This window comes from Streptomyces sp. NPDC051320, from assembly GCF_040682175.1.
Classification (GTDB): Bacteria; Actinomycetota; Actinomycetes; order Streptomycetales; family Streptomycetaceae; genus Streptomyces.
In genome coordinates, this window is sequence record NZ_JBFBAL010000031.1 from 1 (window position 1) to 14443 (window position 14443).

Below are 14443 nucleotides of genomic sequence, written 5' to 3' on the forward strand. Positions count from 1 at the left end.
AAGGACCGGGAGCCCTCGTAGATGCAGTCGACGGGGCACTCCTCGATGCACGCCTTGTCCTTGACGTCGACACAAGGCTGCGGCTCGTAAGCAACTGAGCCGGTCGCTGATTATCTGACATGCTTATCCCTCCAATTCCTCCCGGCTGAGCCGGGGATACAACAAGGCGCCTCGTGGCGCACGCGTACCGCTCGACGGTGTTGCGCTGTTTGTATGCCTCGCGGTGGAAGGTGGGTGGCCTGCCACCTCGGCTGCCGCGCCGCAGCCGAGGTGGCCGCGCTGGTCCGCCGGGACGGGGACTTCTGCCCGGATGCCGCGTTGCGCAGGTGCTCGTGAATGGCGCGTGATGAGCGCGCCTTGTCGGCCAGAACCGCGACCAGCCTAGTGCGGGACCGACAGAGCTCCGGTGCGGTTCGGCCGCAGGATCGCAACACCCGCGACTGGTAACAGCATCGGTTTCAGACCTTGCTACGGGCGTTGGCCAATCCGGTCGACCACACCTACCTTTTCGCGGCCTCTCATTTCGGAGTACCAGCCAACCTGCCGCCACCTGCCGTCGATAAGCTTTGCGTGGCTGCCCTTCAGGCGCATCCCCAGGTAGTCATAGGTCTTGCGATCAAAGATGATGGAGAAGAGCATATTCGGGTACGAGACCCCGATCCCGTGCCTGCCGAGGGCGTTTACCTCGTCGTCGTTCACTTTGATGCGAGGCAGTTTCGCAACTGCCTCGAACGTGGCGGCCTGCAGTCCGGGCGGCATGACTCGTGGCCCCTGCATGAGCAGGCACGCTTGCGTGTACACCATCGCGTCGGGGTCTGCGGCAGCCCCGGCGGAGCTGCCCGCCTTGCGATTGCTCGGAGTGAGGATCTTGATCCGCCCACGCCCGAGCCTCTTGAGGAGCTCGTCGGGGTCAGTCGGCCACTCCTTCAGCTTCGCGTATTCGGTGGGTATCGATTGCACCTCATGCTTGCCCAGAGGGGGGTCGTTGTGGATCTTGCCGTGCTCCTGTCGTTTGGAAGGCTTGGAGCCGTCCACTGACATCCAGCTCTCGTCAGTCCACGCCTTGATTTTGCCGCCCTTCAGGGGCGTTTGCGTGATGTACGTCTTGGTGTAGAGGTACTGGTCATTACGCGGGATCGGCAGGTCAGCGCTGTTGAACCGCGACCTGTCTGCGGCCTTGTGCAGTACCCGAGCCGCGCTGAGCATGGTCATCGGCAGCGTTACGCGAGCCCCGCCGTGCTCTGTGGTGTCGACGGCGGAGCGAGCCCCACCCTCCTTTGTGGCGACGACGGTGCTCCCCACCACTGAGGCCGCCACCACCCCGCCAGCCACCAGCCGAAAGACTAGCCGCCTGGACAGAACAGCGGACCTGCCGGGACTAGCATTCTGCAAAATAGCGCGCTGCAGTCGGACTCGGGCGGCGGAGCGGGCCTCGACGGTCAGCGGTGGCACATCGGCCTCCATCTCCCGCACGCGCGTAAGGTCATCCATGATGGGGCTCCGTAAGTTGTTAGGCGGCCCGGGAGGGCCGGATGTGGCTGATGGGGTCTTGCCAGTCGTGGCTCCGAAGGAGTGGCCGTCCGGCTCTCCGGGGCGCCCTGGCTGCTGATTGAGATGTGCGCGCTTCGTGCGGTCGCTGATTACGGAGATGACAGCGGGGTGTTCCTCGGGCCGATGGGATTCCGAACGGCGCGAGGAGGGGCGAATGAGCAGGCGGAAGGCCCGGGTCTGGGCCGGTGTCGACGCAGGCAAGGGCCACCACTGGGCGGCTGTGGTCGATGAGACCGGCGCGACCTTGTGGTCGAAGAAGATCGACAATGACGAGTCGGCCATCTTGGCCGCACTCGGGGAAATCCTCGACCTGGCGGACGAGGTCCGCTGGGCGGTGGACATCTCCGGGACGTCCTCCGCACTGCTGCTCGCTCTGCTCGCCGCCCATGGCCAACAGGCCGTCTACGTGCCCGGCCGCACGGTGAATCGCATGTCGGGCGCATACCGGGGCGAGGCGAAGACCGATGCGCGGGACGCCTACGTGATCGCCGAGACCGTCCGCCACCGCAACGACTTCGCCGCGATCGATGTGCCTGCCCAGCTGGCTGCCGACCTCGCGCTGCTGACCGCCCATCGCTCCGACCTGGTGGCCGACCGCACCAGGATGATCAACCGGCTGCGCGACGTGCTGACCGGCATCTTCCCCGCGTTGGAGCGGGCCTTCGACTACAGCTCGCAGAAGGGAGCGCTGGTCCTGTTGACGGGCTACCAGTCTCCGGCCGCGATCCGCCGCCGTGGCCGGGCCCGCCTGGCGGCCTGGCTGGTCAACCGCGGCGTCCGCAGCGCGGACACCGTCGCCGCGACCGCGCTGGACGCGGCCCATGCCCAGCAGACCACGCTGCCTGGCGAGGGTGTCGCCGCCCAGATCGTCGCCGGCCTGGCGGAACAGATCCTGGCTCTGGACGACCGGCTGAAGCGGATCGACAAGCAGATCCGCGAGACGTTCCGCAGCCACCCACAGTCGGAAATCATCGAATCCCTGCCCGGCATGGGTCCGATACTCGGCGCCGAGTTCGTCGTCGCCGCCGGGGACCTCGCGGCCTACGCGGACGCCGGCCATCTGGCCTCGGCGGCAGGACTGGTGCCCGTCCCGCGCGACTCCGGCCGCCGCACCGGCAACTTCCACCGCCCCAAGCGCTACAGCCGCCGCCTGCGCCGGGTGTTCTACATGTCCGCGCAGACCAGCATCATCCGCGAGGGACCGAACCGGGACTTCTACCTCAAGAAGCGGGCTGAGGGCTGCAAGCACGTCCAGGCCGTCATCGCTCTGGCCCGCCGACGAGCGAGCGTGTTGTGGGCCCTGCTGCGTGACGGACGGGTGTTCACCTCCGCCCCGCCGGTCACGCAGGCGGCTTGACTTCGTCATTGAGACTCCTTCTGGTCATCTCGAATGGTGGTGGGGTCCGACCCGCCCAGGACCGCACGCAGCCCCCTCCGGGCCCGGTGCAGCCGGGAGCGAACGGTGCCCACCGGTATGTCCAAGGCCTCCGCGGTCTCTGTGTAGTCGAGATCGCCCCAGGCAATCAGCAGCAGAACGTCCCGGTTGCGGGCAGACAGCCCAGCGAGAGCTGCCGCAAGGCTGCCTCTGATGCTCCCGGCGCTGACCCGGGCAACCACCCGGTCTGCCATCACGTCACCTGCAGCACATTCTTCAGCTGGAGTGGCGATTGCAGCACGCGCCCACGCTCGATGGCGACGGGCCTCGGCCCGCGTGTGCCGACGAATGAGATTGCTGACGATCCCGTACAACCAGGGCAGGGCATGCGGCCTCGACAAGTCGTAACGCCGACGCTGCTGAAAAGCGATGACGAACGTCTCGGCCATCAGATCGTCGGCCGCCTCGGTGCCCAGCCGCCTGGTCACGTAGCGGTGAATGTCATCGGCGTAGCGATCGAACAATACGGCGAACGCGTCGGGGTCGTCCCAGGGCCGTTCAACGACCGAGGCATCAGACTCCACCGACCCGTCAACCACGCCGGCAGGCTCGACCTGGACGCCCAGCGAGACGGTCATTGGTCGCCTCTACGAGTCATGTGATTCCTTCAACAAACGGGGACACTGTCACCTGCTATTCACTGATGCCCGCACGCGAGTTCCAAATGGGCTTCCCAGGGTCGCTCCAGAGCCACGAAGTCTCGCAATACGGCCCCGTGCCGGAACTGCCAGATCGACTGTCCCGCACGGTGTTGACCGGGCCTTGGCCCTCGACGAGCCACAGTTTGTGATCCGCGACGCCCACGCCCAACTGGGTGGCGGAGACTCCTTAGGTGTCGGCGAGGGCAAGGACGGACCTCTACCTCGCGCAGTCATAGACCCGGGGGCCGTGGGCGCCGTTGCCGCAGGAACGGCGTTTCTACTTCTGCCGGGGCAGGCTGGGAAACAGGTCGTGGACCGGTGGTCCAAGGCTCAACGGGTGACGACGGTGTCGTGGCGGGTGGTGGCCATGACGTGGAAGACATCGGCCTGTTCGAGCTCGGTCCGCCGGCCCTTGGAGGAGCCGTAGGCCGCATCCGCGGTGACCCACCGGAAGGGAATCTTCTGAGCGATTGCGCGTCGGAGGATCTTCTTCGCGGTGACCACTTTCGTCTCGAAGGCGATGTCGTCGCCGACACCGGCGGCCCGGCAGCGTTCGCGGTCATCGGTCCATGACGTGGCAGATACAGGCGCCGGTCGATCAGGGTGCGTCCACGGGCGCCGGCATAGGCAAGGCAAGGAAGACACCGACCTGGCAGTTTTCCGTACGTCCCGCGGTTCCCGAATATTGCCGTTGGACCCCGGCCGAGGGGACACTCTTTTTCAAGAAGCCGGTGTCGTCCACGATCAGACCGGGTCGCCGAGATGCTCCACGACGTAATCACGGAGGTCGTCGAGGACTTCCTCAGCGTCCCAGTCGCACCGATTCAGTAGCCGGTGCATCCGATCAGGAGCCGCGTGACCGGCCTCTTCGGCCAGCGTCCAGCCGTTCTTCCGCTTCAACGGAGCGATCAGTCCCCGCATATAAGCCAACGCCGACACCCGCGGCTCAACCGCGCGAACCGGTGCACGAACCGCTCATGCAACTCGTTCAGGCCCGCCGCCCACGTCCTGACATCATCAAGTCCCCCACCCACAGCCAGACCAACGACAGCCCTGGCCACCAGTCACGTCAAACGCCGTTGCACTCCAGTTGTACTTCTCCATATGCCCTGGTCGCGGGGTCCTTTTGGAGTTTAGTTGGCTGATGCTGCATCAGGTCGGTGGTGGTTCGTGACTCACCCGATCGGGGCGCGTGCGGCGCTGGTAGTGGTAGTGGCAGCGGCGGGCGATGGCCTGGTGGCGTCGGCGCCAGCGGGACCAGTAGAGCCGCTGTGCGGGTGACCGGTGCCGGGCTGAGGAGGGATGGGCAAGGTCCAGGAGCCGTCGGATTTCTGCCACGGTGAGTGGAACGAGGCTGCTCGAACCGTTTCTGCCGCCCCCCTTTTCGAGGGCCTGGGCTGCCCTTGCCGCCAGAAAGGCATGCGCGAGCATGGCCAGGGTGATGTGGCGATACCAGCCGACGTAGCGGCGGACTTCGTACTGATCCAGGCCGCACTCATTCTTCCTTCGCGGCCTGGCAGCACTCCTCGATGGCCCACCGGGCGCCAGCCACCCGAACAAGTTCGGAGAAGACGGTAGCGTCCGCTGGCGCGAAGGCCAGATAATACCCGATCTCCTCGGACCGTGCCAAGCTGCGGCGGGCCAGCACCCAGCGGTGGTGGGCGGGATACGAACCCTCGATGGTGGACAGCTTGGCCGCGGCCCAGTCGTAGACCCGCGGCCCCTTCACACCGTCACCGCAGGAGATCCGCTCCCACGCCTCGGCCGGGGTACCGGTCAGGACATGGTCGATGCGCCAGCTTCCCGCTGGAGACTTGACCTACTGCGACTTGGGCACCGCCAGGACCTAGCCCACGCCGGCCTCCTCCAGCATCCGCCGGAAGTGCCGTTCCTGCCCGTAGGCCGCATCCGCGGTTACCCAGGCGATCGGCAGTGCGCAGTCCAGGGCCCGCCGGACCATGGCGCGGGCAAGATCCGGCTTGGTCGCGAAGGACTTGCTCTCCGGAATCCGGGCGGTGCGGCACCGATCGGAATCCTCCGTCCAGGACTTGGGCAGGTAGAGCTCGCGGTCCACCAGGGCCCGGCCCTTGGCGGAGGCATAAGCAGCGAACACTCCGATCTGGCAGTTCTCCGTGCGGCCAGCAGCGCCAGAATACTGCCTTTGCACCCCGGCGGAAACGGTGCCCTTCTGGAGGAAGCCGATGTCGTCCACGATCAGAACACCGTCCGGCTGCCCGAGCTGGTCGCCCACGTACTCCCGCAGATCATCGCGGATCTCGTCCGGGTCCCACTGACACCACGACAGCAGTCGCTGCAGCCCATACGGAGTGTCATTACCTGCGTGCTCGGCAATCTGCCAGCTGTTCTTCCGGCCCACCGGCCCAGCAAGCCACGCACGTAGTCCCGCATCCGCCGCCGCGGCTCGACGCGGCCGAACCGCTCGCCCACCCGCAGCAGCAACGACTCCAACGCGGCATCCCACAAACCGACTTCGGTATCGCTCTCCATATCCACAACCGGTTCAACGCGCCCCGATCGGGTGAGTCACGAACCACCACCGACTTGATGCAGCATCAGCCAACTAGACTCCAAAAGGGCCCCGGGCCACGGATTCCGATCAGTTGAACAGCGGCGCCGCCATCCAGACCGCGACTCCGAGCAAAGTGGAGGCAAACAGGTAGTCGATCCATCGCTTCGCCAGTTCACTGCGGAACAGAGTGGCGAGCGCCCGGCCGCCGAGCGCCCAGACGATGAAAGCGGCCAGGTTGTTCAGCGTGAACACGGCCGTGATCACCAGCACCGCGGTGGCGTTGCCACTGGCGGACGGTGCGAGAAACTGCATGAACATCACCGCGATGATGTAGTACGCCTTGGGGTTCATCAGCAGGACGATCGCACCATCCCAGAACCCGATCCGCTGCATCGGGGCGGCATCCGTCGTGTCCTCTCCTTTCGCCCGAGCAGCACGAATGAATGTCACCGCCAACCACAGCACGTAGAGGCTCCCGACCGCGCTGAGAACCTTCGCGAACACGGGGTGCTCCAGGATGGCGACCCCTGTCCCGATCCCGATCACCGTAGTTACAACAAACGTCGCCACGTGATATCCGGCGAGAGCGGGCACAGTGGCACGCAAGCCCCGCGTTGCACCGATCGCCGCGAAGAACGCGTTTCCGGGGCCCGGACTGTACGCAAGAGGGAAGAGGAAGACGAGCAGCGCGATGAGCATGTGCGCACTCACCGCTGGTATCAGGTGGGTCATAGGGTTCACACGCCGAGTCTCCGGAACCTCCAACCCTCGTGCTGGCGAAAATCGGACATCACGCTCCGGCACGGGACTGGTGCTTATTCTGGCTGTCACACCAATCTTCGTGTTGCGACGACTCCTGGAATCCGCTCCGGTCTATCCCGTCATCTTCATCGACGCCATCCACGTGAAAATCCGCGACGGCGCGGTCGCCAACCGGCCGATCTATGTGGCCCTGGCCGTCACCACGGAAGGCCGCTGGGGGGCTGTCACGCTGGCTGACTGGGTGGGTTGATCTTCGGGTTGGTCATGGTGGAGGGGCTTGTTCGTGGGGGTTGCGTCGCCGTCGTGTGGGGGTCATCGGTACCCGGTCGAGGCGATCTCGCACTGCGTGTGGCTGTACTTCCGGTTCCCTCTGTCCTAGCGCGAGGTCGAGGAGCTGATGCTCCAGCGTGGTGTGATCGTCTCCTACGAGACGGTACGGCGGTGGTGCGCCAAGTTCGGGCAGGCCTATGCCGACGGACTGCGCCGCCGCCGGCCGAGGCCCGGCGACAAGTGGCACCTGGACGAGGTCTTCATCAAGATCAACGGGGCGCAGAAGTACTTGTGGCGGAGCGTCGACCAGGACGGGATGGTGCTCGACATCCTCGTGCAGAACCGACGGGACAAGGCCGCGGCCAGGCATTTCTCACGCCCCGAAGCTCCAACAACCGGTCAACGCACCATCAACGTGACAACGCCTTCTGCGGAAGTCGTGCGGCGTGAAACTCAAGGGTGACCCGGCGACGTCGACGATGCCGGCCTTCAGCGCATGGTCGGTGAGGCGCTTGCGGATGCGATTGGGAGAAATGACTGCAGCCTGTGTTGGGAAGGGCACTGGAACAGGTGCGGCATCGGTGGGCCGAAGACACGCTCATATCCGTCGTACCGGGTCAGCAGCGGCACCCGCTCCAAACCGGTCGCTCCGGCACCAGAGCCCTTCCGAATCACGACCTGGGGTGGCGTTCACACGGCAATGCGGTCGACGAAGCCCAGCAGGCTCGTGTTGACTTCGACTGGGGACTCGGAGGGCAGGGAGTGCGTGGAGGTTGCCCACAACTCGGCCTGAACATCCGGGATCAGCGACCGCGCCCGGGTGTGCGCAGCCTTCGGATCGTGCATCACGCTGCGGCCCGCGACAAGCACCAGTACGGGAATGGTGATCGACCGCAACTGGTCGTCGTTAATGTATTCAGGCATCGGCGCAGCCATCTGGTAGTCCCGCATCCCGGCTTGGATCACCGCCGCGACCGGGTCGTCGTCCGACGGTGGGACGCCGCCGTTGATCCATTTCACGAATGATGGTCGGCCCCACTTCGAGACCAGTGGTAGGGCGGCCAGTGCACTACGGAACAGCAATGCCACGGGGAACCGCCCAAGCGTGTTCACCGGGTCGAGCAGGGTGAGCGTGGCCAACCGATCGGACGACCGTACTGCGTAGTTGCACGCGAGCCAGCCTCCGAACGAGTGGCCGACAAGGTGAACTCCATCGAGGTCCAGTCCAGTGAGTACCGCATGGAGCCACGCCGCCTGGTCAGCGCCGCCGCTCAGTGACGCGGTCTGCGTACTGCGGCCTGGCTCGCCCAGCGGCTCGACTACGAAAACCGGGTGATGCTCCGCCAGCGTTGTGAGGTTGGGCTGCCACATGACCGCGGTACCCGCCCGCCCTGGTAGCAGCACGATCGGAGCCCCCTCTTCGGGCCCGAATCGATATACCCGAACGGATCCGAAGTCGGTCACCACGTCGTGCGTGACCGCCGGGGTAGGCAGCATGCGCATCCCCGCCGCGTACACCACGTCGAAGTCGGACTGGGCTTGCAATGAGTTGAACTTGCCGACGCGCAAGGGGGCCTCCCATTTGACAATACGATCGTATCGTATAGCAGGGCTGACAAGTTGCAATACGATCGGATTCGAAACGGAGTGGTGATGCCCAAACAGGTTGATCACGAGCAGCGGCGACGCATGATCACCGAGGCGCTCTGCAGACTTGCCAGTACCAGCGGCCTGGAGGGCGTAAGCCTCGGCCAGGTGGCCGCCGAAGCGGGCGTGTCCAAGGGTTTGGTCCAGCACTACTTCCACAGCAAGGACCAAATGCTGCTCTACGCGACCGGATACCTCCGCGAACGTGTCGAACGACGGATCACGGAGCTGGTGGACTCGGCAGACAGCGACCCGCGTGCCCGACTGCGCGCCATCCTGGCCGCTCTGTTGCCCACCGATGACGCCAGCCGTACGCAGGCCCTGGTAGCCAACGCCTTCTTTATCCGCGCGCTCACGGACCCTGTTCTGGCGTCCCTATTCCGTAGAGGCAACGCGCTACTGCGTGGTGCCATCGCCATGCAGATCCGCGCAAGTCAGCGTGACGTCGCTCCACTCCTCGACCTCGATCCGGTGCGGGAGGCGGACATCCTGCTCGCCCTCGTCGGCGGTCTTGGGAACGCTCTCCTCCTGAGGCAGCAGACCCCGGCCGCCGCAATGGCCATCCTGGACGACCAACTCGACAGGGGTGTCATCGCCCCTCACCACTCCGCCAGCCTGCTCAAGTAGGACGGGGGTAGCTTCGCGCTCGGGATGATGCTGGGGACGCTCCGCCCTTGCCGTATTACCCTGTGGTTGCTTGATCTGTCTCTGTGGGCTGCGGTGATGTCGCGGACCGCGGGAACCCCACCTGTGCGGGGAGTCCGCCGGACAGTCTCAGCACCATCGCACACGCAACCACGAGCACGAGGCTGAGGACGCTCCACGGCGGGGCAGCGGCCGCGTCCAGCAGTGCGGAGAAGCCGGCCGGGGCAAGGGTCGCGACCGCGCTCCACGTCAGTTGGTACACCGCCGGGTAGCGTCCTCGGACGGCGTCGGGAGCCAGCGCCACCACAGTCCCGTCGTTTCGCCCGACGCGGGCTGCACGGTTCAGTCGTGCGTGGGCCTGTGCCACGGCAGGGCGGCCAAGTGACACTCAAACCCCTGAAACGGCCAGGTCACAAGGCACTCTCGCCCCGAGGAACATGTGCCAGCCCCAGATGGCTAGACCAAGACCCTCACCGACCCTCGCCCCTGCGCGGCTATCGTCGATCGCCTCACTTCAACGGCACCATCATCGAGACTGGCACCGTCTCCCAATGGGCGGTGAAGCGAGTCATCGCCAACCGACGCCAGATGGGTAGGTACGAGGTCTTCCTGTTACCCGGGCGATCAGTTCTTGCCACAGTCAGGCCCGGACCCGTGCCCCCTGACCACGACACGCACACGTCGGTGCATCTACCTGGCTCCTCACCTCTCTGATCAGCTGGTTCCGGTTCTCTGGTCGTGGCCTGAGCGGGCGGGGTGCGGTTGTGGGGAGCTGTCACGTTGACTGACTGGGTGGGTTGATCTTCGGGTTGGTCATGGTGGAGGGGCTTGTTCGTGGAGGTTGCGTCGCCGTCGTGTAGGGGTCATCGGTACCCGGTCGAGGCGATCTCGCACTGCGTGTGGCTGTACTTCCGGTTCCCTCTGTCCTAGCGCGAGGTCGAGGAGCTGATGCTCCAGCGTGGTGTGATCGTCTCCTACGAGACGGTACGGCGGTGGTGCGCCAAGTTCGGGCAGGCCTATGCCGACGGACTGCGCCGCCGCCGGCCGAGGCCCGGCGACAAGTGGCACCTGGACGAGGTCTTCATCAAGATCAACGGGGCGCCGCCGCCGGCGTGACGACCAACCCCTCGGACGCGCTGAACTACACCTCGATGTTCGACCAAGCGCCCGAGAACACCGGCGTCCACCCAAGCAGGCGCTGGTCGACGCCAGCTAAACCTTGCGGCCGCGAAGGACCGCCATACGGCCTGCGGCACCGACACGTTCATGGCCACCGGCCGCCCGGCGCACGACGAACAAGTCCCGCCCGCGCCACGCGGACGCATACCGGCGAGAGCCACGCCGAAGGAACGGATGGCCCGCAAGCTGCGGACCAAGCCCGGCAAGGCCGCCTACAGCCGCAGCAAAGCCATCGTCGAACCCGTCTTCGGACAGATCATGACCTACCAGAACGGCCGCCAACTCCTCCTCCGAGGCGAGGAGGGAGCCCGGGGCGCATGACGACTGCTCGCCGCCTGTCACCACCTCCGCAAAATCTTCCGCCACACCGGCACCGCCGGACTGGCCACCCTGACGGCTTGACCCAACCCGGCCACCCGACCCCTAGCCACATTCCCCACAGGCCGCACACCCGACGACAGGCGAACGGAAGCCTCACAGAAGCCGGCAGCGACGACTGCAACCGAGTCCACTGATCACGGCCGACTGGCCCCTTGCCCGATACTGACCCACGCTCCTAGGGCCTGTCTTCAAAGGGTAATATCCACATCAGGAGTGACGCGATGGTGAGGGCCGCTTCGTAGGATTCGCGGGTCTTGTCGTAGCGGGTGGCGATGGCCCGGTACTGCTTTAACGCGTTGAAGCAGCGTTCGACGACGTTGCGCTGTTTGTAGCGTTCCTTGTCGAAAGAGGCTGGTCTTCCTCCGTTGCTGCCGCGTCGGCGGCGGTTCGCCTGCTGGTCCGAGCGTTCGGGAATGGTGTGCGGGATGCCGTGCTTCCGCAGGTAGTTGCGTATGCGTCGACTGCTGTACCCCTTGTCACCCAGGAGATGGCCGGGCCGGGTGCGCGGTCGGCCCGGACCAGGGCGGCGGACCTTGATCTGCGCGAGGACCTGCTCGAGCTGGATGCAGTCGTTCGTGAGGACGAAGCCGAGCGGGCGGCCGCGGCCGTCGCAGGCGAGGTGGATTTTAGTGGTCAGTCCGCCACGGGATCGCCCGAGGGCGTGAGTGTGTGCCGCTTCTGCGGAGGTAGCCCCTTTTTACGCGCGCCGGCCGCGTGCTGGTGAGCGCGGGTGATCGTGGAGTCCACCGACACCAGCCAGTCGATATCCCCGGCCGCATCATTCTGGGCCTGGACCGTCTCCAGCATCCGTGCGAACGTGCCGTCCAGCGCCCACCTGCGGAAACGCGTGTACAACGTCCGCCAGGACCCATACCGCTCGGGCACATCACGCCAGGCCGAACCGGTCCGCAGTTTCCATACGATCCCATTCAGCACCACCCGATCGTCCCGCCGAGGCCGCCCCGTCTCCGTCCTCGGAAGCAGCCCCGACAGCACATCCCACTCTTCGTCCGAAAGCTCATGCCGCCGCACCATGCACCACATGATGCCCCATCAACTGCCTTTGAAGACAGGCCCTAGGAGTGCCGCCCCCAGCTGTACCCGCCCACCCGGCCGAAGGCCGGCCAGGACGTTTTCCAGGAAGGTCGCCCTCTCGTGCAGAGGCTGCCGGCGGATGTCGGTACCGCCGGGGCGGCCAGGAAATCGAAGGCCACGTACAACAGCGTGAACTCGGCCGCCTTTCGGGCCCGGGCGGTGCGCTGCAGGGCCATGCTCCAGCAGGTCTGAAGCTGATCGACGTCGGCCGGGGCTCCAGGCCGGACTCGGTCCAGATTTTCTCGCCGAGCATCGTAGACAGGTGTGTCTCCAGTTGGCGGATTCGTGCGGTGAGTCGCCTGTTGCTGTCAAGGGAGTTGGCCAGGGCGGCTCGGCTGACCGCCGTCATCCGGCTCTGTCCAGACGCTGGTGTGCGGGCATCGGCATGGATGCGTTCGAGTAGGTCCCGGAGCGGGGCTGTCCAAACGAGCGGCTCTGTCTCGCATTCGGTGGTGACTCTGTGTGGTGTTATCCGAGGAGGATGCGGTGGCGAAGGAGGGTGAAGCCTGCCCGTCCGTGCATCTGGCGGGCAATCCGGTTGGTCTTGGTGTTGACGCCCTCGGTCGGGCCGTTGCTGTACGGGAGTGTGAACGCGGCGATCACAGCGTCGCGGTCTCGCTCGAGACCGCGGGTGAAGGCGTGCAGATACGGCAGGTCGGCCGCGCGGACCTGGGCGACCCATTGGTCGTGTGTGTCGGCGTTTTCTGGCTGAGGCTTCAGAAGTGGGGTGAAGGTCCCGATGTGGGCTGCCAGTTGAGTCAACTCGGGGCAGGCGGCGGTGAGCCGGGCCAGGAGGTCGTGGTGCTCGGCCTTGAGGTTGTCGGGCCTGGTGAGGAGCATCCGGGCGAGTCTGCGTGCGGAGATATGGCTGCGGTCGGCGTCCGCGCGACCTTGGTTAATGTACTTGTGCAGGAGGTTGAGGCAGCCCGTGAAGCCAAGGGCCCTGATCTCTTCGAAGAGGTGCTGGACGGGGACGGCAGGGTCGTCGGCCCGGCGTTTGCGCAGGTGCTCGCGGTAGGGATCGACGAGGCTGGCGCGGTATTTCGGGACGCGGAGCATCCGCTCGGGCCGGTCGGATCGGGCATAGCGTTTGACGGTATTCAGGGCCAGCTGCAGACGGCGGCCGCATTCGAGGAGGCCCACGCCCTGGTCGAGGAGGTCGTGGATCTGGTGCCAGCGTTCCAGGGTGGTCCGTGCGCGGGGTCCGTCATACAGGGGCGCCTCCAGCACGGTGGCCCAGTAGGTGCTGTGCGCCTTTACCTCGCTCAGGGCGGCTTCGCACAGGTTGTGCCACAAATGCCAGCGGTCACCGACCTGCACTGCATCGGGCAGAGCGCGGCGGATGGCCTCGGCGTAGGTCGCCGAGCCGTCACGGCACACGATCTCGACGCCCGGATGCTCGCGCAGCCAGGCTTCCAGGGTGTCAGCCGTGCGATCGGGCAGCACGTCGATCCGCTCATGAGTCTCGCCGTCGATCACCACGGTGGCATAGCGGTGCCGCCGGCGCAGAGCGAAATCGTCGACGCCGATCACGCGGGGCACCCGCCCCGTGGGCAACGGGATCCGCAACAGGGCACGCAGAGCCGTGTGACGCGACAGACCTACAGCGAGTATCGCCAGCACGCGTGCCCCCGCCCGGCCCGCTAACTCCTTGACTACCGCCTTGACCTGCACGGTCAGGCGGGTGGTGCGTCGCTGATAACGCTCCAGTACCCCGGGTACCTGCTCGCGGAAGGTGTGACATCAGCCGCGTGTGGGACAGACCAGATGCCGCACCCGTACGCGGACCACCACTCGTCGGCCGTCGACCGGTGCATCGGCCACTGTCCGCCAGTGATAACCGTGAACGCGCCCCGACGACGCCCCGCACACCGGGCAGGGCGCGGACTCCTTCGGAGTCCGCGCCCTCACCACGACCCGCTCGCCCTCGTTGACCACATCCTCAATGACCAGCGGAGATATCCCCGAAAAGACCATCTGCACAAGCTCGTTGACATCCATCACACCGATATCAACGACCCTCACCACACAGAGTCACCACCGAATGTGAGACAGAGCCAAGCTAACGGCTGATCTTGGTTGTTGAGGGTCAGTGGTGGGGGGGTGAGGCGGCCCTCGAAGGCGATTTGGGAGGCGTTCGGTGGTGTGTTCCAGTGCATGGGTTTAGTGTCGTCTCCGCTGGCCGGTGGGGAGCAGACTCATCAGCGCCATATAGACACCTCAGGGCGCTAACTCGTCAAGCGGCGACGGCAAGGTGGGCTGCGAAGGCAGTGCCTTCTTCGAACTGCGTGCGGTGCTGGAGGCAGT

Annotated in this window: 7 protein-coding genes and 9 pseudogenes; 6 read left to right on the forward strand and 10 right to left on the reverse strand. The window is 65.8% G+C overall.

Features of this window, described 5'->3' with window-relative positions; translation table 11 throughout:
- From AB0M87_RS32545 to AB0M87_RS32555, 3 genes and pseudogenes are all read right to left on the reverse strand, one after another.
- Positions 1–80: pseudogene (locus tag AB0M87_RS32545) on the reverse strand (ferredoxin); the annotation flags it as partial.
- A gap of 110 nt (positions 81–190) precedes the next feature.
- Positions 191–296, reverse strand: a pseudogene (locus tag AB0M87_RS32550) (IS5/IS1182 family transposase); the annotation flags it as partial.
- A 172-nt stretch (positions 297–468) separates the two neighbouring features.
- On the reverse strand, positions 469–1491 hold the full coding sequence (locus tag AB0M87_RS32555; RefSeq protein ID WP_365859410.1) for a CU044_5270 family protein: 1023 nt from the start codon (positions 1489–1491) through the stop codon (positions 469–471).
- Between the two features lie 214 nt (positions 1492–1705).
- Between AB0M87_RS32555 and AB0M87_RS32560 the strand changes: the two genes are divergently transcribed.
- Positions 1706–2908: an IS110 family transposase gene (locus tag AB0M87_RS32560; protein WP_365859412.1), complete on the forward strand. Its 1203-nt coding sequence runs from the start codon at positions 1706–1708 to the stop codon at positions 2906–2908.
- Between the two features lie 5 nt (positions 2909–2913).
- Here the strand turns inward: AB0M87_RS32560 and AB0M87_RS32565 are convergent, their stop codons facing one another.
- From AB0M87_RS32565 to AB0M87_RS32580, 4 genes and pseudogenes are all read right to left on the reverse strand, one after another.
- On the reverse strand, positions 2914–3564 hold the full coding sequence (locus tag AB0M87_RS32565; protein WP_365859414.1) for an RNA polymerase sigma factor: 651 nt from the start codon (positions 3562–3564) through the stop codon (positions 2914–2916).
- Between the two features lie 269 nt (positions 3565–3833).
- Positions 3834–4661 (reverse strand): annotated as a pseudogene (locus AB0M87_RS32570) (IS701 family transposase); the annotation flags it as partial.
- A gap of 334 nt (positions 4662–4995) precedes the next feature.
- A pseudogene (locus AB0M87_RS32575) lies at positions 4996–6135 on the reverse strand (IS701 family transposase); the annotation flags it as partial.
- 109 nt (positions 6136–6244) lie between these two features.
- On the reverse strand, positions 6245–6856 hold the full coding sequence (locus AB0M87_RS32580; protein ID WP_365859416.1) for a LysE family translocator: 612 nt from the start codon (positions 6854–6856) through the stop codon (positions 6245–6247).
- Positions 6857–7007: 151 nt separating this feature from the next.
- Between AB0M87_RS32580 and AB0M87_RS32585 the strand changes: the two are divergent.
- Positions 7008–7130: pseudogene (locus AB0M87_RS32585) on the forward strand (transposase); the annotation flags it as partial.
- Positions 7131–7202: 72 nt separating this feature from the next.
- Positions 7203–7556, forward strand: a pseudogene (locus AB0M87_RS32590) (IS6 family transposase); the annotation flags it as partial.
- Positions 7557–7879: 323 nt separating this feature from the next.
- On the opposite strand, the gene AB0M87_RS32595 reads toward AB0M87_RS32590, so the two are convergent.
- Positions 7880–8758, reverse strand: a complete 879-nt coding sequence (locus AB0M87_RS32595) for an alpha/beta hydrolase (protein ID WP_365859418.1) — start codon at positions 8756–8758, stop codon at positions 7880–7882.
- Between the two features lie 84 nt (positions 8759–8842).
- Here AB0M87_RS32595 and AB0M87_RS32600 point away from each other — a divergent pair, with 84 nt between their 5' ends.
- The 3 genes and pseudogenes from AB0M87_RS32600 to AB0M87_RS32610 all read left to right on the forward strand — a co-directional run.
- Positions 8843–9463 carry a TetR/AcrR family transcriptional regulator gene (locus tag AB0M87_RS32600; protein ID WP_365859420.1) on the forward strand — a complete coding sequence of 207 codons (621 nt, stop codon included), beginning with the start codon at positions 8843–8845 and terminating at the stop codon, positions 9461–9463.
- An 852-nt stretch (positions 9464–10315) separates the two neighbouring features.
- Positions 10316–10579 (forward strand): annotated as a pseudogene (locus AB0M87_RS32605) (IS6 family transposase); the annotation flags it as partial.
- A gap of 5 nt (positions 10580–10584) precedes the next feature.
- Positions 10585–11062, forward strand: a pseudogene (locus tag AB0M87_RS32610) (transposase); the annotation flags it as partial.
- 154 nt (positions 11063–11216) lie between these two features.
- Here AB0M87_RS32610 and AB0M87_RS32615 read toward each other — a convergent pair.
- Together AB0M87_RS32615 and AB0M87_RS32620 are read right to left on the reverse strand one after the other, a co-directional pair.
- Positions 11217–12076 (reverse strand): IS5 family transposase gene (locus AB0M87_RS32615; protein WP_365859422.1). Its coding sequence is split into 2 segments (ribosomal slippage): positions 11217–11737 and positions 11737–12076, totalling 861 coding nucleotides; the frame shifts between segments, so codons are not numbered across the junction.
- Positions 12077–12604: 528 nt separating this feature from the next.
- Positions 12605–14146, reverse strand: a pseudogene (locus tag AB0M87_RS32620) (ISL3 family transposase).
- Positions 14147–14443 lie beyond the last annotated feature (297 nt).